Annotated in this window: 20 protein-coding genes and 1 riboswitch; of the genes, 8 read left to right on the top strand and 12 right to left on the bottom strand. The window is 44.2% G+C overall.

Features of this window, described 5'->3' with window-relative positions; translation table 11 throughout:
• Nucleotides 1-76: 76 nt before the first annotated feature.
• The 3 genes from G511_RS0118015 to G511_RS0118005 form a co-directional block, all read right to left on the bottom strand.
• Entirely contained in the window at nt 77-1,717 is a 1,641-nt protein-coding gene (locus tag G511_RS0118015; protein ID WP_028470884.1) for an AMP-binding protein, read from the bottom strand.
• A 92-nt stretch (nt 1,718-1,809) separates the two neighbouring features.
• On the bottom strand, nt 1,810-2,577 hold the full coding sequence (locus tag G511_RS0118010; RefSeq protein WP_028470883.1) for a 3-hydroxyacyl-CoA dehydrogenase: 768 nt from the start codon (nt 2,575-2,577) through the stop codon (nt 1,810-1,812).
• Between the two features lie 96 nt (nt 2,578-2,673).
• A complete protein-coding gene (locus tag G511_RS0118005) occupies nt 2,674-3,831 on the bottom strand; it encodes an acyl-CoA dehydrogenase family protein (RefSeq protein WP_028470882.1) in 1,158 nt (385 codons plus the stop codon).
• 283 nt (nt 3,832-4,114) lie between these two features.
• Here G511_RS0118005 and G511_RS0118000 point away from each other — a divergent pair, with 283 nt between their 5' ends.
• Nucleotides 4,115-5,122: an AraC family transcriptional regulator gene (locus G511_RS0118000; RefSeq protein ID WP_028470881.1), complete on the top strand. Its 1,008-nt coding sequence runs from the start codon at nt 4,115-4,117 to the stop codon at nt 5,120-5,122.
• 637 nt (nt 5,123-5,759) lie between these two features.
• Here the strand turns inward: G511_RS0118000 and G511_RS0117995 are convergent.
• From G511_RS0117995 to G511_RS0117960, 8 genes are all read right to left on the bottom strand, one after another.
• Nucleotides 5,760-7,457, bottom strand: a complete 1,698-nt coding sequence (locus tag G511_RS0117995; RefSeq protein ID WP_028470880.1) for an AMP-binding protein — start codon at nt 7,455-7,457, stop codon at nt 5,760-5,762.
• Between the two features lie 46 nt (nt 7,458-7,503).
• A complete protein-coding gene (locus tag G511_RS0117990) occupies nt 7,504-8,088 on the bottom strand; it encodes a peroxidase-related enzyme (protein ID WP_028470879.1) in 585 nt (194 codons plus the stop codon).
• Between the two features lie 27 nt (nt 8,089-8,115).
• Entirely contained in the window at nt 8,116-9,021 is a 906-nt protein-coding gene (locus G511_RS0117985) for a hydroxymethylglutaryl-CoA lyase (RefSeq protein WP_028470878.1), read from the bottom strand.
• Between the two features lies 1 nt (nt 9,022).
• Nucleotides 9,023-11,011: an acetyl/propionyl/methylcrotonyl-CoA carboxylase subunit alpha gene (locus tag G511_RS0117980; protein WP_028470877.1), complete on the bottom strand. Its 1,989-nt coding sequence runs from the start codon at nt 11,009-11,011 to the stop codon at nt 9,023-9,025.
• Between the two features lie 6 nt (nt 11,012-11,017).
• Nucleotides 11,018-11,818, bottom strand: coding sequence for an enoyl-CoA hydratase/isomerase family protein (locus G511_RS0117975; protein ID WP_028470876.1), 801 nt, complete (start codon nt 11,816-11,818; stop codon nt 11,018-11,020).
• Between the two features lie 13 nt (nt 11,819-11,831).
• Nucleotides 11,832-13,439: a carboxyl transferase domain-containing protein gene (locus tag G511_RS0117970; protein WP_028470875.1), complete on the bottom strand. Its 1,608-nt coding sequence runs from the start codon at nt 13,437-13,439 to the stop codon at nt 11,832-11,834.
• A gap of 87 nt (nt 13,440-13,526) precedes the next feature.
• Complete coding sequence (locus tag G511_RS0117965; RefSeq protein WP_028470874.1) at nt 13,527-14,693, bottom strand: isovaleryl-CoA dehydrogenase; 1,167 nt, start codon at nt 14,691-14,693, stop codon at nt 13,527-13,529.
• 42 nt (nt 14,694-14,735) lie between these two features.
• The gene (locus G511_RS0117960; RefSeq protein ID WP_028470873.1) at nt 14,736-15,152 is read right to left on the bottom strand and encodes a MerR family transcriptional regulator; all 417 of its coding nucleotides are present in this window, start codon (nt 15,150-15,152) and stop codon (nt 14,736-14,738) included.
• A 286-nt stretch (nt 15,153-15,438) separates the two neighbouring features.
• On the opposite strand from G511_RS0117960, the gene G511_RS0117955 reads away from it, so the two are divergent.
• The 6 genes from G511_RS0117955 (at nt 15,439) to G511_RS0117930 (ending at nt 21,387) form a co-directional block, all read left to right on the top strand.
• On the top strand, nt 15,439-16,206 hold the full coding sequence (locus tag G511_RS0117955) for an ABC transporter ATP-binding protein (protein WP_028470872.1): 768 nt from the start codon (nt 15,439-15,441) through the stop codon (nt 16,204-16,206).
• Nucleotides 16,203-16,916 (top strand): ABC transporter ATP-binding protein, encoded by a 714-nt coding sequence (locus tag G511_RS0117950; RefSeq protein WP_028470871.1) that lies wholly within the window; start codon nt 16,203-16,205, stop codon nt 16,914-16,916. The genes G511_RS0117955 and G511_RS0117950 overlap by 4 nt, the downstream gene beginning before the upstream one ends.
• 63 nt (nt 16,917-16,979) lie before the next feature.
• Nucleotides 16,980-18,182: an ABC transporter substrate-binding protein gene (locus tag G511_RS0117945; protein WP_028470870.1), complete on the top strand. Its 1,203-nt coding sequence runs from the start codon at nt 16,980-16,982 to the stop codon at nt 18,180-18,182.
• Between the two features lie 117 nt (nt 18,183-18,299).
• The gene (locus G511_RS0117940) at nt 18,300-19,187 is read left to right on the top strand and encodes a branched-chain amino acid ABC transporter permease (RefSeq protein WP_028470869.1); all 888 of its coding nucleotides are present in this window, start codon (nt 18,300-18,302) and stop codon (nt 19,185-19,187) included.
• Between the two features lie 13 nt (nt 19,188-19,200).
• On the top strand, nt 19,201-20,127 hold the full coding sequence (locus G511_RS0117935) for a branched-chain amino acid ABC transporter permease (protein ID WP_028470868.1): 927 nt from the start codon (nt 19,201-19,203) through the stop codon (nt 20,125-20,127).
• 78 nt (nt 20,128-20,205) lie between these two features.
• Nucleotides 20,206-21,387, top strand: coding sequence for a thiolase family protein (locus tag G511_RS0117930; RefSeq protein ID WP_028470867.1), 1,182 nt, complete (start codon nt 20,206-20,208; stop codon nt 21,385-21,387).
• Between the two features lie 57 nt (nt 21,388-21,444).
• Here the strand turns inward: G511_RS0117930 and G511_RS0117925 are convergent, their stop codons facing one another.
• Complete coding sequence (locus tag G511_RS0117925) at nt 21,445-23,496, bottom strand: TonB-dependent receptor (protein WP_028470866.1); 2,052 nt, start codon at nt 23,494-23,496, stop codon at nt 21,445-21,447.
• 55 nt (nt 23,497-23,551) lie between these two features.
• Nucleotides 23,552-23,681, bottom strand: a riboswitch (TPP riboswitch).
• 245 nt (nt 23,682-23,926) lie between these two features.
• Between G511_RS0117925 and G511_RS24575 the strand changes: the two genes are divergently transcribed.
• A partial coding sequence (locus tag G511_RS24575) for a hypothetical protein (protein WP_036552416.1) occupies nt 23,927-24,765 on the top strand: 839 nt, incomplete at its 3' end.

The following is a 24,765-nucleotide window of genomic DNA, read 5'->3' as shown; positions in this document are numbered from 1 at the left end:
TTGTTAATGCAGGCTTAAAAATTAAAGTGTTTAGAATAGGGAGTCTGCAGCGGCCGACTCCCTATGCAAGCTACTATTACGCTACTTCATCAACGGCACGTTGGCGGAGTAAAAAGCGTTGCAGTTTTCCGCTTGGTGTTTTTGGCAGGTCTTCTACAAACTCGATCTCACGTGGGAATGAATGCGTCGATAAGCGCTTACGAACAAACTGCTGTAGTTCTTCGACGAGCTCAGAACCTTCTTCGTATTCAGAGCGGATAACAACATAAGCTTTAACAATGCTGCCTCTTTTTTCGTCTGGTTTACCAACAACAGCACTCTCAGTAACAGCAGGGTGCTCTAGTAGAGTACTTTCAACATCGGCAGGTCCGATTCGGTACCCTGCTGAGGCGATAATATCGTCATCGCGGCCTGTGTATGAGTGAGAGCCATCACCATTACTGATAACGATATCACCGGTTAGGTAGTACTTACCTTTGAAAGGGTTTTTCTCTTCCCAAGTATATCCTTGGAAGAAAAACTGTGGTGATTGCTCAACATCAATAGCGAGTTCTCCTGTTTGCCCTGCACCGACTTCGTTGAGGTCTGAATCCAACGCAACCATACGGTATCCTGGGAGAGGGTAACCCATGCAAGCAGTACGGTATTCATGTGTAACTGCATGGAAGTTAGCAGAGACCATGCCCGTTTCTGTTTGCCCGTATTGATCACACACTTTGCAGTCGAATATCTCATCCATCCATGAAACCACTTCTGGATTCAATGGTTCACCAGCACTGCTGGCTGCTCTTAGATTGATATCGTAGTTAGCACGCAATTCCGTGTTGGCCATTAATAAACGGTAGGCTGTTGGTGCTGCAGCTAAGTTCGTAATTTTATAGTTTTGCAAAAACTCAAATGTATTATCTGCAGTGAAGCCCTGCTCATTAAAGTGCGTTGTACAGCCAAGTAGTAGTGGCCCTACAACAGCATAATATAATCCGTAAGCCCAACCCGGATCAGCTACATTCCAGTACCTGTCTTCTGGTAGTACTTCTATCGCGTAGCTCATGTAGTTCCAGAAAGAGATCAGGGCTTTAGCAGGCACTGTAACACCTTTGGATTTACCTGTTGTTCCTGATGTGAACATCTGTAGGAAAGGTTCTTCTTTCGTGATTAGAACCGGTTCAAAGTTGTCAGACTGGGCATCTTGTGCAACGCTAAACAATGCATCAGCATCTGAAGCAAACTGGCTGCCAGCATCTGCAACTATCAATGTTTTAGGTAAAATACTAACGTCAGCTAGTTTTGGCCATTGCTCAGTGTTGGTTACAATCAGCTTAGTGTCAGCTTTGGTAAGGCGGTACTCAATAGCACCTGAACCAAATGCTGTAAATAATGGTTGGTACACACCACCGGCTTTTAATGTGCCCAGTACAGTGATCAGTAGTTCTGGTGTGCGTGGTAATAAGCAGGCAACGCGATCGCCTTTACCTATTCCCTGTGACGTAAGGTAGTTAGCAAATTGAGAGGAGCGGCGTTTAAGCTCTTTAAAGCTAAGCTCGCCACTTGATCCATCTGCTCGCTCATAGCGCAAAGCGATTTTATCCGTGTCAGCATAACGATCACAGATCTCAACACAAACGTTAATACCAGTTTCTAAGCTTCCTGAAAATTGATTATCAATATCGGCCGCGGAGAATTGTTTAACCAATTCTTCATAAGTTGGTTTTTGCATTGCTACACCTCGTCTCTGTATTTATATTTATATCTTTATGCGTATTACAACGCCGGCCTTTCTTGGCCTAGGAGGTTCTTTAACGTATTCTGTTACTTTGGTTCCATACGAATTGAGCCATCCAGACGAATGACTTCTCCGTTTAGATATCCGTTGTTGATGATATGAATCGCTAACGATGCGTACTCCTCAGGCTCGCCAAAGCGTTTAGGGCTTTGAACCATTTGGATAAGAGGGTCACGCACTTCGTCTGTCATTGCTTTCATCATTGGGGTATCAAAAATACCTGGAGCAATTGTCATTACGCGGATACCGAGTGGCGCTAGATCTCGAGCTAATGGCAATGTCATGCCAACAACACCGGCTTTACTGGCACTGTAAGCAGATTGGCCCACTTGCCCATCAAAGGCTGCTACTGATGCCGTATTAATAATGACACCGCGCTCCCCGTCAGCATTAGGTTCATTTTTTGCCATCTGCTCTGCAGCAAGGCGCAAAACATTAAATGTACCGATCAAGTTAATGTTGATGACCTGAGAAAATTTCTCCAAAGGAAGGGCGCCTTTGCGACCAACTGTTTTTCCGCCCGGTGCAATACCTGCGCAATTGATACACACATCAATGCTACCGAAAGCTTCAACGGCTGCTGCGATACCTGCTTCAGTTGATGCCACGTCAGTCACATCAACTTTAGCAAAAATTGCTTTTCCTTCTAGCTGTGTTTCCAGCGCTTTGTCTGCGTCTTCATTTAGGTCAAACGCAACAACTTTGGCACCTTGTTTTACGAGCTGCTGACATGTGATCAAACCAAGGCCCGATGCGCCACCGGTAACAACAACAACTTTATTATTAAGATCCATATTTGTTCTCTATGTTTGTGTTGGCATTCATGGCCAATACAGAAAATGGGTTAAGGGAACCAGTAAAGTGAAGAGCTCCCTCGCCTATATGTACTTTTAGCTAATTTCGCGTAACAATTCGCGCGAGATGATAACGCGCTGGATTTCGCTGGTGCCTTCATAAAGTGACGTGATACGAGCATCACGTGTGTAGCGTTCTAGTGGGTAATCCTTGATATAGCCGTAACCACCTAATAGCTGCAAACCTGTGTAGCAGGCTTTGTTAGCTTTTTCAGAAGCAAACAATTTTGCCATCGAGGCTTCTTTTGAAAATGGTAGACCCTTAGCTTTTTTGTCAGCAGCGTTCATTAATAACAGACGGGCTGCTTCTAATTCAGTATAAGCATCTGCCATCATCCACTGCAGACCCTGGAAATTGGAAATAGGCTGTCCGAACTGCTGGCGCTCTGTTGTGTAAGCACGCGCATAATCCATAGCTGCTAAGCCAATGCCCAATGCAACAGAGCCAATACCGATACGTCCGCCAGCTAGCTCTCCCACAGCAATTTTAAAACCTTGGTTGAGTTTGCCCATTAGCGCATTTTTAGGAATGCGGCAGTCAGTAAAGAGAACTTCGTTGGTAGGAGAGGCGTGTTGTCCCAATTTTTTTTCTGCTTTAGAGACTTCAAGGCCAGGCGCGGTGCTTTCCACTAAAAAGCAGGAGATACCTTTGCCTTTCGGTAGGCTGCTATCGGTGACTGCCCATACAACAAAGACACCAGCAATATCACCACTAGTAATAAATTGTTTAGCGCCGTTGATGACCCATTCGTCGCCATCAAGAACAGCCGTAGTCTTCATGTTAGAAGGGTCTGAGCCTGCCGTTGTTTCAGTTAAACAAAACCCTCCTGCTGGGTATTCGCCGCTACAAAGCCTAGGCAAATAGGTGTTTTTCTGTTCTTCAGATGCGACCGCTTGAATAACTTCAGCAACCATATTGTTAACCGACATAGTTGCAGCGGTGGATGCACAGGCTCTAGCAATCTCAGTAATTGCGAGGCTGAACACAACAGTGCCTGCCTCTGTGCCGCCATATTGAGCATCAATGTTAAGGCCCATGAAGCCAAGTTCAGCTAGCTGTTTAAGGTTTGCTAGAAATAGGTCACGATCACCTTCTTGATCGAGTTTTTCTGCAACAGGGGATAGTTCACTTTGAGCAAACTTACGAGCCATATCCTGAATCATGGCTTGGTCTTCAGTCAGGGTAAGATCCATCACTTCTCTCTCTTTATATAAAAGGAAACCCGTTAGCGCTAGGCTTCACTTTCTGAATTATTTTAATTAGAAAGTGTTATTCGTTTGGCGCTGCTCAATGATTGAGTGTATCCACAAATTGCACAAACAAATAGATAATATAGTGAAAAACCCGTAGACATAAAATGACATTAATTTACTATAAAAGTCACATTATGTTACATTTAGGTTGAGTATAAGCCTTAAGTTTAAGGTTATTGATCTATTTGTGTTTCATGATAATGCTTTGGTCGTAGGGGGGAGTATGGCTACTGTTGATATACATTATGTAAAAGCGTTGCTTAATTGTAGCCAGAGGAAAGGTCTTTCTATAGATGCGTTGCTTAGCGAGATAGGTATTGCTCCTGAGTTATTGCAAACACCTGAAGCTAGAGCATATGGTGAACAAGTAACCCAGCTTGTAAAACTAACGTGGGATAAGTTGAATGATGAATTTTTAGGATGTACGCAGACACCGTGTAAGCAGGGTGTATTTGCTTTAATGGCTTGCCATGTTTTGCACTATGAGTCATTGCAGGCAGTTTTGGAGCAAGGAGTTAATTTCTATAACCTGTTTACTGACGATATTCAGATGCAGCTGACGAATAGAGGCGATATCGTTGAGTTTAAAGCAAAATTTTTGCGACCAGAATTAGACCCAGATCATTTTTATCATGAGTTCTGGCTTGTTATTTGGCACCGTTTTGCTAGTTGGGTTATTGGTAAAAAAATTCCATTGATTCATGTAGATTTCCCCTATGAAAAGCCTGATAACTTTAGGGAGTTAAAGTTTCTATTTCCTTGTAGGCATCAATTTAATCGTACCGAGTTAAAGTTTTGCTTCAGTGCTGAATACTTAGTTAATACGCCTGTACGCACGCAACGTGATCTATCTCGGTTTCTTAAAAACTCCCCCGCAGACCTAATTACAATACCGGGCGAAGAGAAAAGCTATGAAGCGCGTATTCGTTCGGTGCTTCTTTACCAAGAAACAGAAATTCTGACGTGCCCTTCATTTGAAGAGCTAGCGGTTAAGTTCAATATCAGCGGCCAAACATTGCGGCGTAAACTAAAAACTGAAGGTACTTCTTATCCTTTGATAAAGGATGATATCCGTCGTGACTTGGCGATTGAAAAATTGTGTTCACAAAAGCTTCCTGTTTCAGAAATAGCACGCTTATTAGGCTTTAGCGAACCACGTTCATTTACACGAGCGTTTAAAACTTGGACGGGTTACACGCCTAGAGCGTATGTAGATAAAAAGAGCAGCTGAGGTAGTGGTGGATTGTAATTACGCATCGATCAATGCGGTAAGTTCATTGATTTCTGAGCGTTCATACAGTTACTTTTAACCTTGGCGGGGTTAATAAAACTAGTCATGACGATCTAAGATTGTTGATCTGTATCAATCAAAAATAATTCCATACCAAAAAGACTCTCACTGAATTATCATTCAGTTTATATTCACATTCACTGAAAGCGGAGATATGATTGGTTGGCTTGTTTAAAACGAACAAGTCTCATTGCAAAGGAAGTTTTACACAAGCAGTCATTTAATGGTTGTTATTGTTCCACGCTGCGATAAAGGAGTGTTTATAAAACACTATTAATTATTAGAAAAGGTATGTGAGTGAGTAGCAAAGTGCAGAATTGTGAGCAGTGTGAAAAGTTGATACAAACCCAGCAAACGAGTGCGCACCTAGATCTAGTTGAAGAGCATCATAATTTTAATGATACGCTCTACAAGTGCGTTGTGTGTGAGACAGTCGTGCGTTTAACGCATGTGCCGCATTGCTGGAGTTCTCTAAGTTCTTAACGGTAGTGAAATTCTATAAAAAAGGCCAACTACATTTGTAGCTGGCCTTTTTTGTTAACCTTGTCCCGTCCTGAAATAGGGCGGAACACCGGCTTTAGATGTCGTCTAAACCTAGCTCAGCGATAGATATTTCACGCATTTTAAATTTCTGAATTTTCCCTGTTACTGTCATAGGAAATTCATCTACAAATTTAAAGTAACGTGGGATTTTGAAGTGAGTGATTTTTCCTTTACAAAATGCACGTAGTTGGTCTTCTGTTACGGTATCTGCATCTGCGCTTGGGTGTAGCTTGATCCAGGCGATCAGTTCTTCACCATATTTTTTATCTGGAACACCGGTTACCTGAATGTCTGAAATATCAGGGTGGGTATAAAGAAACTCTTCGATCTCTTTTGGATAAACGTTTTCACCGCCACGGATAACCATGTCTTTGATACGGCCAACAATTTGAATGTAACCTTCTTCATCCATTGTTGCCAAATCTTCAGTGTGCATCCAACCGCCAGCATCAATTGCCTTCTCAGTCGCTTCTTGGTTGTTCCAGTATTTGAGCATAACACTGTAACCTCGCGTACAAAGCTCGCCAATTTCACCGCGGCCTACGATGTTGCCGGTAGCAGGGTCAATCAGTTTTGTTTCAAGGTGTGGCTGAGTGCGACCTACTGTCGTTACCTGCTTATCAAATGGATCATTAGCAGCTGTCTGAGTAGAAACAGGGCTGGTTTCTGTCATGCCGTAAGCGATCTGAACTTCTTTCATGTTCATTTTAGTATTAACGGCTTTCATCACTTCAGCTGGGCAGATGGAGCCTGCCATGATGCCTGTGCGCAATGTACTAAGATCAAAGCTCTCAAATTCTGGGTGATCAAGCTCAGAGATAAACATGGTAGGTACGCCGTATAAAGCCGTTGCTCTTTCTTGTGCTACGGTTTCAAGAACGGTTTTTGGGTCAAAGGCTTCGTCTGGATAAATCATGGCTGAACCATGAGTCATGCAACCTAGGTTACCCATTACCATGCCGAAGCAGTGATAAAGAGGTACAGGAATAACCATCCGGTCATTTTCAGTTAGGTTCATGCTTTCACCCACAAAATATCCGTTATTCAGAATATTGTGATGAGTCAGTGCAGCGCCTTTAGGAAAACCTGTTGTACCAGATGTGTATTGAATATTGATGGCATCATCAAACTGCAATTGGCCTTGCACTTCTTGAACTTGTTCTGCGCTAGCGTTTTCTGCCATAGCGGTGAAATTAGCCCAGCTCCACATGCCTGAGAAGTTTTCATCAGACAGGTTAATGACACCTTCAAGAGAGGGGAGCTTCATAGATTTAAGCTTACCTTGTGCAGATGCTTTAAGCTCAGGTGCTAGTTCAAACAGCATCTCTGTATAGTTGGAACTTTTAAATGTATTGGCCGTTACGATAAAGCGAGCTTCTGACTGGTTGAGGGCGTACTCAAGTTCATGCAAGCGATACGCTGGATTAATGTTAACCAGAATGGCGCCTACTTTGGCGGTAGCAAACTGAGTAATAGTCCACTCAGCGCAGTTAGGTGCCCACATAGCAATACGGTCGCCACGCTTTACTCCGATAGCAAGAAAAGCACGTGCTGCTTGGTCAACTACTTCTTTAAGTTGGCTATAGGTGTAACGCAGCCCTTGGTGGCGAACGATGAGTGCATCGTTGTCTGGGAAGGTTGCTGCTATTTCGTCAAACTTGTCACCAATGGTCATGCCCAAAAGTGGTTTGCTGGAAGTGCCGCTGGTGTAACTTGGCAATTTAATAGTCATAGTAAAAATCCCTGCAATCTTGTTTTTATCAGGTAGTCCATAAAGTCTAAGAACCGCGGTGGCTAGTGTGGTATTGCAGGTTAGGCTGCATCTCCACGGCACTGGCAACACGGTTAGTCATGTTGTAGAAACCTGTAATGTTGGATATGTCCCAGATCCCTTGGTCACTGAAACCGGTATCACGTAATGCTTGTCGGTCTGCTTCAAGAATCTGATCAGGTTGATGTGTTAATTTATCAGCAAAATCGAGCATGGCGCGTTGGCGAGGGCTCAGCTGAGCAGCACGATAATTCATTACCATAAGCTCGCCTAAAACAGGGTCACCTGAGTATTCGCGAACAGCGGCACCATGCGCAGTAAGGCAGTAGTAACAATGGTTCTGAGCAGAGACTACAACCGCTATCATCTCTTTTTCCAGCGGGGTAAGTTCGCTTTCACCAAACATTAGCTCGTTATAAAAACGGGCAAATACATCTAGTTGAGCGATGTTTTGACTGTATGCAGTCAGAACGTTTGGAACCATGCCTAGTTTTTCTTCACATTTATTGAAGTACTTCTGAAACTCTTCCGGTAGTTGATCTTTCTCCGGAATTGGCAGGTCAAGTGCGGTAATCTGCTTAGGTTGACTCATGTTGCTATGCCTCATTTTTATTGTTATTTATTCACCACAAGCCATGGCGAGACCGACTTTGGAGCCGTTAGTACGTCCGATTTGTTGTGTGATCCAATTGCCAATGGGAACTAGCTTATCTAGATCAATACCGGCATCTATACCTAAGCCATTGAGCATGTATACCACATCTTCTGTGGCAACATTGCCTGAAGCGCCTTTGGCATAAGGACAACCACCTAAACCTGCAACCGAGGTATCAATGACGCTCACACCGTCTTGCATAACAGCATATAGGTTGGCTAACGCCTGGCCATAAGTATCATGAAAGTGTGCTGCAAGTTGGTTAATAGGAACTTCGTTAGCTACTCGTGCGAGCATTTTTCTGGCTTTGACAGGCGTGCCAACACCAATGGTGTCACCAAGAGATATTTCGTAACACCCCATATCGAGTAGCTCACGTGCAACTGCTGCTACTTGGGCGGGGTCAATCTCCCCTTCATAAGGGCAGCCAAGGACTGTTGAAACGTAACCGCGTATGCGAACGTTGTTTTTCTGAGCCGCTTCAACAACCGGAATAAAGCGCTCGATGCTTTCAGCAATAGAGCAGTTTATGTTTTTACGCGTGAATGACTCAGATGCAGCGCTAAAAATAGCGACTTCGTCTGCGCGTGCAACAATTGCCCCTTCAGCTCCTCTCATGTTGGGAGTGAGAGCGGCGTAAGCCACTCCTGCTTTGCGAGTAATGCCTGCCATAACCTCGGCAGCATCGCCCATTTGCGGTACCCATTTAGGTGAGACAAAGCTGGCGGCTTCTATGTGGTTAATGCCGGCTTGTGCAAGACGATTAATAAGTTCTATCTTAATCGATGTTTCAATCACCGGGCCTGATTCGTTTTGTAGCCCATCACGTGGACCAACTTCAACGATACGTGCTTTGCTAGGAAGCCCCATGTTACGCCTCCTCAGAAGGCGTAACGGCGACTAATGCCGCGCCATCCGATACGAGGTCGCCGACAGCAAAGAATATCTCGCTGACAACGCCATCGTGAGGAGCGCGAATGCTATGTTCCATTTTCATAGCTTCCATAATAACCAATGTATCGCCTTCAGAAACGTTCTGACCAGGCTCTGCCAAAACAGCCACGATAGCGCCGTTCATCGGTGCTGTAAGTGAGCCACCGCCGGATTGATCGCTCTCTTCAAACGTGTGACGGAACAATGTGCACTGGAATTGATTGCCTTCACGAAACAGCGTCATATCATCGCCAGCAAGATGACCATGAATACTCAGGCGGTGTCCATTAATAACGGCGCGCAAATGGTCGTCACGTAAGATTGCAGATACTTTAAAGGAGACATTATCAACGGTGATTTCATAGCCGTTTGGCTGTTCAATAATGCTCACCTGATGATGCTCATCCCCAACAACCCACTCCATTGGGCGAGAATAGTTAGCATTCAAACGCCAGCTGGTTTGTAAGTTGAAAGGAGAGTCTGGATCACCTTTTACGGGCTGTGCCTGTCGCTCTGTCTCAAGAACATAGCTAGTCGCCAGTGCTAACTGGCTTTGAATGTCGGTTTTAGCTGTTTGAAAAAGTAAGTCATTATGTTTTTCGATAAAGCCTGTATCCAACTCTTCATCGCGGAAAGGCTTGCTGTCAGCTAACTGGCGAAGAAAGCGGATGTTTGTTTTCATTCCACCGATACGGTAAGACTCAAGCGCATGAACCATACGGTTGATCGCTTGCTCGCGGTCTTCATCCCAAACGATAAGTTTGGCAATCATAGGATCATAATAAACGCTAACGTCATCGCCTTCGATAACGCCGGTATCGACGCGGATATGAGCGTTTTCATCGGGTGTACGAAGGTACTGCAATGTGCCGGTTACTGGTAAAAAGTCATTGTCAGGGTCTTCTGCATAGATACGTGCTTCTAATGCATGACCGCGAATTTGGATGTCATCCTGCTGTAATGGCAGAGGCTCGCCATCTGCGATGCGTAGCTGCCATTCAACTAAATCTTGGCCTGTAATCATCTCGGTAACAGGGTGTTCTACCTGTAGTCGGGTATTCATTTCCATGAAATAGAAAGAGCCATCTACGTCATATAAGAACTCAACCGTACCTGCGCCAACATAATTGATAGCTTTTGCAGCAGCAACAGCGGTTTCACCCATCGCTTTGCGGGTTTCTGTTGATAGGCCCGGTGCTGGTGCTTCTTCAATAACTTTTTGGTGGCGGCGTTGAACAGAGCAATCACGTTCAGCTAAGTAAACGCCGTTACCTTGTTTGTCACAAAACACCTGAATTTCAACATGGCGTGGTTGAGTCAAATAGCGCTCGATGAGCATATCGGGGTTGCCGAATGCATTTTGAGACTCACGCTGAGCGGCCGCTAAGGCTTCTTCGAATTCACCGATGTGATTTACTACACGCATCCCTTTACCACCACCACCTGCAATGGCTTTTAGTAGAAGAGGGAAGCCGCATTTTTCAGCTTCGGCTTTCAATAGTGCTGGGTCTTGATCTGCACCATGATAACCCGGTACCAAAGGCACATCAGCCTCAAGCATGATCTCTTTAGCGGCAGATTTAGATCCCATCGATGCAATAGCAGAAGCGGGTGGGCCAATAAAAGCAATATTGTTAGCTTCACATGCATTGGCAAATTCGGTATTTTCTGACAAAAAACCGTAACCCGGATGTATTGCTTGAGCACCCGATTTTAAGGCGATATCTAAAATTTTGTCGGCACGTAAATAACTTTCGCTACTTGGGGCGGGGCCTAATAAAAAGGCTTCATCTGCCATGGCTACATGGCGCGCATTACGGTCGGCTTCTGAATAAACGGCAACGCAGCGAATGCCAAGGCGATGTGCTGTCTGAATAACACGACAGGCGATCTCGCCACGGTTTGCAATCAAAATCTTGCTGAACATAGTGACTTACTCCTGAATCCAGTTAGGTTTACGTTTTTCTAGAAAAGCGCTTAAGCCTTCCTGTCCTTCACTGCTAACACGAATGTCTGCAATACGGTTTGCCGTATCCTGGATTACTGTTTGTTCAATAACTTTATGGCTGACAGCAAAGATAAGCTCTTTCGCTGCCCGCATTCCTTGAGGGCTGTTCTTGCTGAGTGTGCGAGTAATACGTGCACAGGCATCATCAAATAGCTCTGGTGATGCAACTACTTCATGAACCAACCCAAAATTTTGGGCTGTGGTTGCAGAAAATGCTTCTGCCGTCATAAAGTAGCGACGTGATTGGCGCTCGCCTATTGCTCGCACAACGTAAGGGCTAATCACGGCAGGTATCAGGCCAATTTTGACTTCGCTAAGGCAAAACTGTGCTTCCTCAGAGGCAATAACGATATCGCAGCACGCTGCAAGACCTACGGCGCCACCGTAAGCGGCACCTTGAACCAAACCGATTGTCGGCTTGTTCAGGTCATTCAGAAGTTCCATCAGCTTAGCTAAACGCCCAGCGTCTTCTAAGTTCTCTTGGTGAGAGTTCTTAGCCATGCGTTTCATCCACGCAAGATCGGCACCGGCAGAGAAGTTTTTGCCGTTTGAACGCAATACCAATGCACGAACATCATCATTGTTCGCAACGCTTTCAAGTTGGGTAATGAGCTGCTCTATAACATCGTCATCAAAAGCGTTATGCACTTCAGGGCGATTTAATGTGAGTTGCGCTATTCCTTCTGAGCTAATATTCAGTATGACGCGACTATTATTATCAGACATATGAATCACTCCATTACATTCTGAATATGCCGAAGCGGGTTTCGCCTACAGGCTTATTCAGAGCGGCAGAAAGTCCCATGCCGATAACTGCTCGGGTTTGCGCAGGATCAATGACACCGTCATCCCAAAGGCGAGCCGATGCATAATACGGATGGCCTTGATGTTCGTACGTGTCGATAATAGGTTGCTTGAAATCAGCTTCTTGTTCGGCTGACCAGTTCTCACCTTTACGCTCTTTACCATCGCGCGTTACGGTTGCCATTACGCCAGCCGCTTGTTCGCCACCCATGACCGAAATACGTGCATTTGGCCACATCCAAAGGAAGTTAGGGCTATAAGCACGGCCACACATGCCGTAGTTACCTGCACCGAACGAGCCGCCGATCAAAACAGTTAGCTTAGGCACTTCAGCACAAGCAACAGCAGTTACCAGCTTAGCTCCATGCTTAGCGATACCTTCAGCTTCATATTTTTGTCCAACCATGAAGCCGGTAATGTTTTGCAAGAACAGTAGCGGAATTTTGCGTTGGCAGCATAATTCAATAAAGTGAGCGCCTTTTTGTGCTGACTCACTGAATAAAATACCATTATTGGCAATGATGCCGACTGGGTAGCCATAGATGTGAGCAAAACCTGTTACCAGTGTGGTGCCGTAGTTCTTTTTGAACTCATCAAATTCAGAACCATCAGCTATACGCGCAATCACGTCACGCACATCAAATGGTTTTTTAAGATCAGTACCAACAATGCCGTAAAGCTCTTCAGCAGGGTAGAGAGGCTCTACCGAAGGTTTGATGTTTATGTTGATCTCTTTTTTACGGTTCAGGTTAGCAACGCACGTGCGTGCAATCTGTAGCGCATGTTGGTCATTCTCTGCATAGTGATCAGCAACGCCTGAAACTTTACAATGTACATCCGCGCCGCCGAGGTCCTCAGCACTCACTACTTCACCAGTCGCTGCTTTAACAAGCGGAGGACCTGCTAGGAAGATCGTACCTTGATCGCGAACGATAATAGATTCATCAGCCATAGCTGGTACATAAGCACCACCTGCGGTACATAAACCCATAACGACAGCGATCTGAGGGATGCCTTTAGATGACATGCGAGCCTGATTGAAAAAGATACGACCAAAATGGTCACGGTCAGGGAAAACATCATCTTGTTGTGGAAGGTTTGCACCACCTGAATCTACAAGGTAAATACACGGCAAGTGGTTTTGCTCAGCAATCTCTTGCGCTCTGAGGTGCTTTTTAACAGTTAGAGGGAAATAAGTCCCGCCTTTAACTGTCGCATCGTTTGCAATGATCATACATTCTTGGCCAGATACACGACCAATGCCGGTGATAATACCCGCAGCAGGGATGTTATCTTCATACACTTTATAAGCTGCCATTTGCGATAGCTCAAGAAAAGCGGAGCCTGGATCGATTAATGTATTGATACGGTCTCTTGGAAGTAGTTTTCCACGGGCAGTATGGCGTTCTTGGTATGATGGGCCGCCACCTTGTTCTATGGTGCTTACTTTATCGCGAAGGTCTGATACAGCTGTTTGCATCGACTCTTTACGAGATACGAAATCTTCCGCGCGGGTATTTACTTTGGATTGGATTATCGACATATCCTGTCCTCACCAGATTCAGGGATGCATGATCACCTGAATCTGTATTAGTTGTGATTTGATGGAGTGCTGCTAAAAATTGAATGCTTACTTATTAAGGTAAAGTTCGCGGCCAATTAGCATACGGCGGATTTCTGAAGTACCCGCGCCGATTTCATAAAGCTTCGCATCACGCAACAGACGACCTGTTGGGAATTCGTTGATGTAGCCGTTGCCACCTAACAACTGGATAGCATCCAGTGCAATTTTAGTGGCCATTTCTGCCGTAAACAAAATACAACCCGCAGCATCTTTACGTGAAGTTTCACCGCGCTCAGCAGCCATGCCATTAAGATAAACATAAGACTTAGAGGCATTCATCAGTGTGTACATGTCGGCAATCTTGCCCTGTACCAGTTCAAATTCACCAATAGGTTGGCCAAACTGTTGGCGATCACGAATGTAAGGAACACAGATATCCATAGCCGCTTGCATAATTCCCAATGGGCCGCCAGACAGAACTAAACGCTCATAATCTAGACCACTCATAAGTACTTTAACGCCGCCGTTTAGTTCGCCAAGGATATTTTCTTTAGGAACAGGGCAGTCTTGGAAAACAAGCTCGCAAGTGTTAGAGCCGCGCATGCCAAGCTTGTCGAGTTTTTGGTGACGAGAAAAACCTGGATAGTCTCGCTCTACGATAAAAGCAGTAATGCCGCGAGGGCCCGCTTTAGTATCAGTTTTAGCGTAAATGACATAGGTGTTTGCATCTGGACCATTAGTGATCCACATTTTGTTACCGTTTAGGAGGTAGTGATCACCATTGTCACGAGCACTAAGCTTCATTGATACAACATCGGAACCTGCGTTGGGTTCTGACATTGCTAAAGCACCGATATGTTCACCACTAACAAGCTTAGGCAGGTATTTGTGCTTTTGTTCTTCAGTACCATTGCGATGAATCTGATTAACACAGAGGTTTGAGTGCGCGCCGTAGGAGAGGCCTACAGATGCAGAGGCGCGACTAATCTCTTCCATTGCGATGATATGGGAAAGATAGCCCATGCCAACGCCGCCGTACTCTTCGTCGACTGTGATGCCGAGTAAACCCATGTCGCCAAATTTGCGCCATAAATCATTTGGGAACTCATTATCTGCATCAATCTGTTCTGCGCGAGGAGCAATTTCTTTAGCTGCAAAGCTATTAATCTGCTCGCGCAGCATATCAATTGTTTCGCCAAGTCCGAAGTTCAGCTCTGTGTATTGTGAAATCATCAGTGACATCCTTAGTGATAGCTTATCCCTGTCTGATATTGGTCAGTCCAGGTTCGCTTTTTGTTTTTTTTTGCTCGCTAGTTCCTTCAGTGCATCAGTACAACGGGTTTCAGCACTTTCGAGTTCTAGACGAACCATTGCGATATCGTTGAGTTGTTGTTCAAGGGCCGCTTTACGTTCAAGGATCTTATCGCGCAGGAGTGTTAGTTGTTTCTCGCTGCCTGATAAGGTTTCATCCCAAAGGTCAAATAGCTCTCGCGTTTCAGCCAGCGAAAAACCTAACCGCTTGCCGCGTAAAATTAATTTAAGACGTACTCTGTCTTGCCGGCTATAGATGCGGGTTTGCCCTCGACGGCGAGGTGAGAGCAAGCCTTGATCTTCGTAAAACCGAATACTTCTAGTGGTGATATCAAATTCGGTTGCCAATTCGCTTATTGAGTAAGTCGATTTTTTATCCATGTTTCTTATGTCGCGCCGTATTTAGAATTAATGTAGCGGAAGTTTACGTAAACGTAAAGCAGCAAAAGGTTGTAGACGAAGTATACATGATTATTTTTATATTTGTTAAGTGTTTGTTTTAAATAGAAATAGTACTCGTTAATGGGGGTTTGGAGGCATTCCTTAGACCAAAGTACTACTTGGCTTCCAGTAGGGGAAATTGCTAATTTCTATACAGCGCTTACGTACAAGTAAGCTTACAGCGCAGCGAAAGATGCACAATAAGAACAAGAGGCATAGTACCGCAATGAGTGCAGATTACGTTCTGGAGACCCAGAATCTCATAAAAGAATTTAAAGGCTTTACGGCCGTAGATGATGTGAGTCTTAAGATTCAGCGCGGTAATATCCATGCGCTGATCGGCCCAAATGGGGCTGGTAAGACTACCGTCTTTAACCTATTAACAAAATTTCTGACGCCTACGTCAGGCACAATATTGTTCAACGGAAATGATATTACCTCAATGCAATCTGCAGCGATTGCACGTAAAGGTGTCGTGCGTTCATTTCAGATTTCAGCTGTATTTCCGCATTTAAGCGTACTCGAAAATGTGCGTGTTGCATTGCAGCGTAAGGAGGGTAATAGCTTTCATTTTTGGAAATCAGATAAGATCCTAAATAAGCTCGATGATAGGGCTGTAGAGCTACTTGAGTCAGTAGGTTTGGGTGATTTTGCAGATGCGAAAACTGTCGATCTTTCTTATGGCCGTAAACGTGCTCTAGAGATCGCCACTACTTTGGCTCTTGAGCCTGAGTTAATGCTACTAGATGAGCCGACGCAGGGAATGGGGCACGAAGATGTAGACGTTGTTGCAAACCTGATTAAGCGCGTCTCAAAGGACCGTACGATTCTCATGGTTGAACACAACCTTCACGTTGTTTCCAAGCTTGCAGATCAGATAACGGTGCTACAGCGTGGCGCTATTCTAACCGAAGGTAACTATGAAACAGTTTCTGCTGATCCACGAGTTCAGGAAGCGTATCTAGGTGTGGCTGCAGATGAGGTACAGGCATGAGTACTACCCGTCCTGAAAAAATTCGTATAAATGATTTGCATGCTTTCTATGGCGAGTCTCATATCCTTCACGGAATTGACATGTCTATCGGGCAGGGTGAGCTTGTTACCTTGCTAGGAAGAAATGGCGCGGGTCGCTCAACAACATTAAAAGCCATTATGAGCATGGTAGGTCGCCGTACGGGATCTATTGTTATTAATGGGACAGAAACTATCGATATGCCAGCGCATAAAATTGCGCATCTAGGTATGGGTTTTTGTCCAGAAGAGCGGGGGATTTTCTCCAGCTTGAATGTAGAAGAAAACTTAATGTTGCCGCCAGCAGTGCGTTCTGATGGTGTCAGTGTTGAAGAAATTTATGAGATGTTTCCTAACCTATATGAGCGTCGTTACAGCCAAGGAACGCGTTTATCAGGAGGGGAGCAGCAGATGTTGGCTCTAGCGCGGATTTTACGCACAGGGGCAAACATTTTGTTACTTGATGAGATTACTGAAGGTCTGGCTCCCGTTATCGTCCAAAAATTAGCAGAAGTGTTAATGCAGTTAAAAGGGCGAGGCTTAACCATCTTGTTGGTCGAACAGAACTTCCGTTTTGCGGCACCCATCGCGGATCGCCACTATGTCATGGAGCATGGTCATATTGTTGAAGAAGTACATGCACATGAACTGGAAGCTAAAACGGAACTTTTGAATACCTATTTGGGTGTCTGATTTTTTGTCAGATAACTATTTAAAGCTATAACAATAAAAAACGCTCTAACCAGGAGAGTAACGATGAAACTAATGAATAAAACACTTCTTTCTGCTGCCATGGCAGTAGCTTTGACCTCAACTGCTGCACATGCTGACTTGTCGGACGACAAAGTTAAAATTGGTGTGTTGGCAGATATGGGTGGTGTTTATGCTGATGTCTGCGGTAAAGGTTGTCTTACTGCCGTTGAGATGGCGGTAGAAGATTTTGGTGGTACTGTTTTAGGTAAGAAAATAGAAATCGTTTCTGCTGATGATCAGAATAAGCCTGATGTAGGTTCAGCTATTGTACGTGAATGGATCGAAAGCAAAGAAGTTGATGTGGTTACTGGTTTGGTTGCATCAAGTGTAACGGGTGCTGTAACTAAGGTTACTACTGACAACAAAAAAATCGCCTTAATCGCAGCGTCTGCAAGTAACGCTTTTACAACGAAAGCATGCTCTCCTTACAATGCTCACTGGACATACAACGTTGTAGCATTGGCAAACGGTACGGTTAAGCCAATTGTTCAACAGGGTAAGAAAAAGTGGTTCTTTATCACTGCTGATTATGCATTTGGTCATGCCCTAGAAGGTATTGCTTCTAAAGTAATCAAGGCAGAAGGTGGTGAAGTTGTAGGTGCGGTGCGTGCGCCACTAGGAACAACAGATTTCTCATCTTACATTTTGCAGGCTCAAGCATCGGGTGCTGAAGTTGTCGGTTTAGCAAATGCGGGTGCTGACTTTGTAAACTCACTTAAAACAGCGGCTGAGTTCGGTCTAACTGAAATGATGGATGTCGCTGGTTTGTTGGTATTCACACCAAATGCTAAGGCATTGGATCCAGCTATTGCTGGTGGTATGTTGACTACGACCGGGTTCTACTGGGATCGTGATGAAGAATCACGTGAGTGGAGCGCGCGCTTTAAAGAGCGTCAAGGTGTAATTCCTGCAATGCCACATGCGGGTGCTTACTCTGCAACAATGCATTACTTGAATGCAGTTAAGGCGGCAGGTACTGATGATTCTGATACTGTAATGAAGCTTATGAAATCTACTAAACCAGATGACTTCTTCGCTAAAAACGCAACATTACGTTCTGATGGTCGTATGGTTCACGATATGTACTTAGTGAGAATCACTAAAGAATCTGAGCGTAAATCTGAAGACGATATCTTTAAGATCGAAAGTGTTATTCCAGGTGATAAGGCATTTGCGCCTGTATTAGCTGCATGTGACTTTAAATAATAAAAAATAGCCCATCAGTGACATCACTGAGCCCCGTCATAACTGAGAAGTTAAGGCGGGGAGCGGGCGCGTGTTCGCATCTGTTCGTAATTCAGGTCGAATTTTAGAGGTAGATATATGGCGACGTTTATGGGAATCAACCTGTTTGGCTTATTTGGTCAGCTTTTGGTTGGCTTAATCAATGGATCTTTTTACGCTCTGCTGAGTTTGGGGCTGGCGATTATCTTTGGGTTGCTGAAGATCATCAACTTCGCACAAGGTGCTATCTATATGCTCGGCGCTTTTGCTGCATATTTAGCACTGCAGTACTTCGGCATTGGTTATTGGGCAGCCCTCATTGTTGTGCCGTTAGTGGTCGGCCTCTTGGGTGTTCTTATGGAGCGCTTCTTAATTCGACCTATCGCAAACGAAGATCACTTATATTCTTTATTGCTCACCTTCGGTGTGGCACTTGTTTTGCAGGGTATGTTTACGCATATGTTTGGATCTTCAGGTCTTTCTTATGCGATTCCTGATGCCTTGAAAGGCGGTACTAAACTGCCATTTATGTATCTTCCTAATTACCGTGCTTGGATCATTATTGCTTCATTGATCGTATGTGTTGGTACATGGTGGATGATTGAAAAAACAAAATTGGGTGCTTATTTGCGTGCAGGTACTGAAAACCCAGCACTGATGCAAGCGTTTGGAATTAACGTGCCATTAATGGTTACCTTAACGTTCGGTTTTGGTGTGGCGCTAGCAGGTTTTGCTGGTGTAATGGCTGCTCCTGTTTATTCGGTATCGCCAGATATGGGGTCGAATATATTGATTGTAGTATTTGCCATTGTTGTTATCGGCGGCATGGGATCAATTGGTGGTGCCATTATTACCGGTTTAGGCATGGGTATTGTTGAAGGTTTAACAAAATACTTTTACCCAGAAGCTTCTAACACAGTGATTTTCCTTGTCATGGTAATTGTATTGTTAATCAAGCCTGCTGGCTTATTTGGTAAAGAAGCCTGAGGAGGATCCAGTTATGAAAATATCTAAGTTCAATATTGTTTTGCTGGGGCTCGCTCTAGTTGCACCATTCGTCTTTTATCCTGTTCTGTTGATGAAGGTGTTGTGTTTTGCTTTGTTTGCTTGTGCATTCAATTTGTTGCTAGGCTTTGTAGGCTTGCTGTCTTTTGGTCACGCAGTGTTTTTAGGAACAGGCGGCTATGTGACGGGTTACCTCATGATGAATACCGGGCTTACTCCAGAGCTTGGAATTCTTGCCGGAACAGCGGCTGCAGCATTGTTAGGTGCTTTTTACGGTAAGTTATCAGTAAAGCGTGAAGGTATTTACTTTGCGATGGTAACACTGGCATTGGCACAGCTAATGTTCTTCGTGTTCTTGCAAGCACCATTCACCGGCGGTGAAGATGGTTTGCAGGGTATTCCTCGTGGACACTTATTCGGTCTTATAGATCTGTCTGATAACCTTAATATGTACTATTTCGTCCTTGCGGTTTTCTTATTCGGTTTTTGGTTAATCAACCGTACGGTGCATTCGCCGTTTGGTCAGATTTTAAAGGCTATTCGTGATAATGAACCACGTGCAACATCACTAGGTTATAATGTTAACGATTATAAGTGGGCAGCTTTTGTAATATCTGCTGCTTTGGCTGGGTTAGCGGGTTCTACAAAAACGTTAGTTTTCCAACTAGCTTCGCTCACAGATGTGCATTGGCACATGTCTGGAGAAGTGGTATTAATGACACTATTAGGTGGCATGGGTACTATTTTTGGGCCAGTCGTTGGTGCCGCGGTTGTAGTTGGTATTCAGAACTTCTTGTCAGGTGGTGAGCTTGGGAATTATGTTCACATTATCATGGGTCTGATATTTATTGTCTGTGTACTAGCTTTTCGTAGTGGTATTGTTGGTGAGATTCAGAAGATTGTTAAACGCAACTTCGGTTAACCCAAGTCATAGCCCTGCTGATAAAGCGGGGCTTTTTTATTTAACAAAGTTAACGTTTACGTAAACTGAGGTTTAGTTATGAGTCAGGATTCAGTAGTCATTGTTAGTGCGGCAAGAACTCCAATGGGCGGCATGATGGGTAGCTTAAGTGATGTTCGATCTCCAGACCTTTGTGCTGCGGCTATTAAAGCAGCAGTAGAGCGATCGGGTCTTAAAGGCTCAGAGGTTGATGAAGTTATCATGGGGTGTGTGTTGCCTGCAGGCTTAGGGCAAGCTCCTGCGCGTCAGGCATCGCGTGCTGCTGGTATCCCTGATGCTGCAGGTGCTACAACTATCAATAAAATGTGCGGTTCTGGTATGAAAGCCGTTATGTTGGCACATGACCAGATCATGGCAGGTCAGGTTGATGTCATGGTAGCGGGTGGCATGGAAAACATGAGCCAATCACCTTACTTGTTACCTAAAGCGCGGGCTGGTATGCGTATGGGGCATTCTCAAGTTATTGATCATATGTTCTTTGATGGACTTGAAGATGCTTATGAAGGTGGTCTAATGGGGGCTTTTGCACAAAAGAGCGCTGATGATTTTAATGTTACCCGCGAAGCGATGGATGACTTCGCTATAGGTTCGCTAAACAAAGCATTGGCTGCAATTGAGTCTGGCGCATTTAAAGATGAAATTACGGCAGTTACGATTAAGTCCCGTAAAGGAGAAGTCGTAGTAGATACTGATGAACAGCCTGGTAATGCGCGAATGGATAAAATTCGCTCATTAAACCCTGCCTTTAAGAAAGACGGCACAATTACAGCGGCTAATTCAAGTTCAATTTCTGATGGTGGTTCAGCATTAGTCTTGATGAAAGAATCTGATGCTATTGCGCGTGGTTTAAAGCCATTGGCTCGCATAGCTGCACATTCAACGCATGCACAGCTTCCTGCAGAGTTTACTATTGCGCCTATCGGTGCTGTTGAAAAAGTCCTTAAGAAAGCGGGTTGGAGTAAAGGTGATGTTGATCTTTACGAAATTAACGAAGCATTCGCAGTTGTCTCTATGCTGGCTATCTCGGAGCTTGGGTTGGATGCAGATAAAGTAAATGTGAATGGTGGGGCTTGTGCGCTAGGTCATCCTATTGGATCGAGTGGCTCGCGCATTTTGGTTACTTTATTGTACGCACTTAAAAATGCGGGTAAGTCTAAAGGTGTTGCATCATTGTGTATTGGTGGTGGTGAAGCGACAGCTGTTGCGGTTGAGATGCTTTAGTCGTTTTATTTATAGTAAAAAAACGCCGCTTTTTAGCGGCGTTTTAGTTTGTTCTATTTAGAAGTTCAATTTTGCCGTGATACCGATTTGGCGTGGCGCACCTAGTTGAGTGTACTTTGTAGCGGCATATCCGTTACGAGGGTCATTGCCAAAATAGAAGCCACGAACGAATGTGTCCTGATCTGTGAGGTTGCGCCCCCAAAGTGTTAAATCCCAGTCTTTGGTTTTGTAACCCACACGAGCATTTAACAAGGCATAAGCTTCAGACTTTTGGTCGTGGCTGTCAGAAAAGTAGTAGATATCTTTTCCTTCAACATCCACTCCTGAAAACCAGCCTTTCCCATGATTGAAATTGGCACCTAGTGTATATTGATAATTAGGTGACTGTGCTGCATCGCGCCCATCAAAAGCGGCACTGCTGTCTTTTAGCTTAGTATTAAGTAAGCCAAGTGAGCCGAAGAGAGATACTGTTGAATTTAGCTTCCAGCGAGCTTCTGCTTCTAAACCGTAGCTGTATGCTTCGTCAGTATTATCGACGTAATCAATAAAGCTGCTGCCGCCACCGGGATTACTAACGATACGATTGCCTTTAATTTGAGCATCATCACGCTGTTGGAAAAAGAGAGAGATTTGAGTTTGCAAGCTGTTCTCTAACCAGCTTTTTTTACTACCTACTTCATAGTTCCATAGGTGTTCTGTATCAAACTCTTTTAGGTTTGCTGGTAATGAGCTGTCCGCATTAAAGCCGCCTACTTTATATCCTCGTGAGATCAAACCATAATAAGTAGTGTTTTGGTCAGCCAGGTACTCCAGTGCCACTCGACCACCTAAGAGTAGGTCATCAGGGCTAGAAGAGGCACCATCGTTATCACTGTATTCAGATTCTGAATGTTCAACACGTAAGCCTGTTGTTAGTACATATTTCTCTGACAATGATGACTCTAGTTGCCCATAGACTGATAAGCGAGCGCTTTCAAATTCACTAACAAAATTCCTGCGATTCAAATCAGAACGGCGCTTATAGTAATAAACGCCAGTTGCCCATTGAGTGCTTCCGTTAAAGAATTCAGACCCCGGGGCTGATATTAGTCGGGTTTCTGCGGTAAGTGTTTTGTTATCACGAACATAGTTATCAACTGAGGAATAGCCTCCCGGAAACCCAGCGTATGTCCAATCTTCGTCATAACCATATTCTAGGTTTGAATCTGAGTAGCTCAATGATGTTTCTAATGTGAATGCATCATGCCCTGTCCAGGTAGTTTTAGCTGCTAGGGCTGATGTTTCTTGACGATCGTGTCCAGGCTCATCAGATAATGTTGTGCGGTTATTATCTAATGAAAATGCATCATAACCGTTATCGATATTGGCATAGAATGCTGTTAAATCTAACATTAGGTCGTCGCTTGCTTCAATGCGCAGCTTGCCACGAAATAAGGTTTCATCAATATTGTTGGTATTATCTTTGTGTAGATAATCGTTTTCGGTGAATCCATCACTTTTGTTACTTTGAAATGCAACGCGGTAACCGACGCTCTCATTGATGGGGCCACCTACAGCGGCTGATAGGCGTTTAGTGTTGTATGTGCCTAATGTTGTTTCTATGTGGCCTGTGCTAGTTGTGGTTGGGTCGTTAGAGCGGATATTAATCAGGCCGGCAAGGGCATTTGCTCCATAAAGTGTTCCTTGAGGACCGCGAAGCACTTCGACTTGCTGGGCATCTAGCATAGTAGCGGCACCACCAATATTACTCATATCAATGCCATCCATGATGACACCAACTGACGGGTTGATAGGCCCTATGAACTGACTACGCTCACCTATACCGCGAATCTGAAAGTATTTTGCGTGTGATGCGCCACTTGATGAATTTACGTTAGGTGCAAGGTTGATAAGGTCTTCTAAATGGTCTGCATTACGTTCTTGAATTATTTGCTCATCAACAACAGTTAAGCTTGTAGGTACGTCTTGAAGAGCCGCACCACGAAAACCAGAGGTAACAACAATTGAAGGTAGCGAAAAGTTATTTCCATCAGCTGCAAAAGAATGGTTAGCTGACAGGATAGCAACCGCAAGCGTAGATCTAACGAATAATGATTGTTTTGAATTCATACAAGTCTCCGGGAAAAAGCTCAGAGACCCGGTTGAGAAGCGGGAAAATAAAGAAGAAGTAAAACTTTCCTATTCCTACGCCGGTATCATCCGGATCAGGTTCAAAGGGTCCGCATTCCATATGCGTCTCAGGCGCAGAGAGCTTAAAACTGCTCTCTATTTCTGTGCCACCCCTTAGGAACTTACTTAATTAGTAAATTGGATTGGATTATAACGTTTAGATTAATAAAAGATAGGCGCCAAATATGTGATGTGATTTAAAGTTATGGACCTTGTTGTTATTAGTGATGAGTGATAGCGTTTTATTAAGTAGCGATGAAGTATTAAAATGAATGTTTATTTTAAATGAAAAATTACTGAATACTAAGTGAATGTTCATTTTCATTTGGGATAATATTAAGTCACTATTAATCTGATTTGGATTTCAAGAATGGATACAGTTTCGGCTGTCAGGGCGGGTAAATGGACCATTGCTGCATTTATAGCTATTGCAATTGTGTATTTACTTATAGGGAATACTACAAAAAATGATCGTCAACCTGAAGTGCTCTCCTATACGCCAGAGATGTATGAGAAGTGGAGGCAAAGGATAGTCGAGCACTCCCGAAAAGGAGATCTTATTCGTTCCCTTGATCTTATTAAGGAAGGTGAGCGAGAAAGGGTGTTGAATGATTATGATGCAGCTATGTTGCGTAGCCAGTTACTATTTGGACATAAACGCTTTCAAGAATCTGAATCTGTATTGAAAAGCGTTGTCAGTCAATACCCTTTAAAGGCTGAAGCCTACAATAACTTGTCTATTGTGATGTTCTTTCTTGGTAAGCGTTCTGAAGCTATAGAGGCAATATCAGCAGCAAAAAAAGCGGCTATTGATAATGCTTATATTGCAGGCAATGCAGACAAGCTTATTTCTACTGTTGCTGAGAATGATTCCGCAGCCTTTATTGCTGTCACCAAGTATGCTGAACAACTCGTTTACTTATCTGGAAAAGGAGCGCCTGTTGAGAGTGACGGGTCAAAGGCCGAGTTTACTAGCCAAAGTACTGTGCTAGATTCACTGGTAAAAGAAACGAGTTTAGAAGATAAAGCAGAACAATCGGAGCAAATAGAAGTGGCTATGCCTTCTGCTCCGTACGGGCTTATTGATTTAGGTTTGAAAAACGAAGACCTTCTATCTTTTCTTCCAGAAAATGGCAGGGAAATAAAGACCGTAGCAGAAGCAGCAGAAGTAGCCGAAGTAGCCGAAGTAGCCGAAGTAGCCGAAGTAGC

Source organism: Neptunomonas japonica DSM 18939, assembly GCF_000422765.1.
GTDB lineage: Bacteria > Pseudomonadota > Gammaproteobacteria > Pseudomonadales > Balneatricaceae > Neptunomonas > Neptunomonas japonica.
The sequence above is the reverse complement of the archived record's forward strand: the minus strand, read 5'-3'. Positions and strand labels throughout refer to the sequence as shown.

Coding starts and splice junctions, on each gene's coding strand:
- G511_RS0118015 (WP_028470884.1), bottom strand. CDS start 1,717: ATGCAAAAACCAACTTATGAAGAATTGGTTAAACAATTCTCCGCGGCC.
- G511_RS0118010 (WP_028470883.1), bottom strand. CDS start 2,577: ATGGATCTTAATAATAAAGTTGTTGTTGTTACCGGTGGCGCATCGGGC.
- G511_RS0118005 (WP_028470882.1), bottom strand. CDS start 3,831: ATGGATCTTACCCTGACTGAAGACCAAGCCATGATTCAGGATATGGCT.
- G511_RS0118000 (WP_028470881.1), top strand. CDS start 4,115: ATGGCTACTGTTGATATACATTATGTAAAAGCGTTGCTTAATTGTAGC.
- G511_RS0117995 (WP_028470880.1), bottom strand. CDS start 7,457: ATGACTATTAAATTGCCAAGTTACACCAGCGGCACTTCCAGCAAACCA.
- G511_RS0117990 (WP_028470879.1), bottom strand. CDS start 8,088: ATGAGTCAACCTAAGCAGATTACCGCACTTGACCTGCCAATTCCGGAG.
- G511_RS0117985 (WP_028470878.1), bottom strand. CDS start 9,021: ATGGGGCTTCCTAGCAAAGCACGTATCGTTGAAGTTGGTCCACGTGAT.
- G511_RS0117980 (WP_028470877.1), bottom strand. CDS start 11,011: ATGTTCAGCAAGATTTTGATTGCAAACCGTGGCGAGATCGCCTGTCGT.
- G511_RS0117975 (WP_028470876.1), bottom strand. CDS start 11,818: ATGTCTGATAATAATAGTCGCGTCATACTGAATATTAGCTCAGAAGGA.
- G511_RS0117970 (WP_028470875.1), bottom strand. CDS start 13,439: ATGTCGATAATCCAATCCAAAGTAAATACCCGCGCGGAAGATTTCGTA.
- G511_RS0117965 (WP_028470874.1), bottom strand. CDS start 14,693: ATGATTTCACAATACACAGAGCTGAACTTCGGACTTGGCGAAACAATT.
- G511_RS0117960 (WP_028470873.1), bottom strand. CDS start 15,152: ATGGATAAAAAATCGACTTACTCAATAAGCGAATTGGCAACCGAATTT.
- G511_RS0117955 (WP_028470872.1), top strand. CDS start 15,439: ATGAGTGCAGATTACGTTCTGGAGACCCAGAATCTCATAAAAGAATTT.
- G511_RS0117950 (WP_028470871.1), top strand. CDS start 16,203: ATGAGTACTACCCGTCCTGAAAAAATTCGTATAAATGATTTGCATGCT.
- G511_RS0117945 (WP_028470870.1), top strand. CDS start 16,980: ATGAAACTAATGAATAAAACACTTCTTTCTGCTGCCATGGCAGTAGCT.
- G511_RS0117940 (WP_028470869.1), top strand. CDS start 18,300: ATGGCGACGTTTATGGGAATCAACCTGTTTGGCTTATTTGGTCAGCTT.
- G511_RS0117935 (WP_028470868.1), top strand. CDS start 19,201: ATGAAAATATCTAAGTTCAATATTGTTTTGCTGGGGCTCGCTCTAGTT.
- G511_RS0117930 (WP_028470867.1), top strand. CDS start 20,206: ATGAGTCAGGATTCAGTAGTCATTGTTAGTGCGGCAAGAACTCCAATG.
- G511_RS0117925 (WP_028470866.1), bottom strand. CDS start 23,496: ATGAATTCAAAACAATCATTATTCGTTAGATCTACGCTTGCGGTTGCT.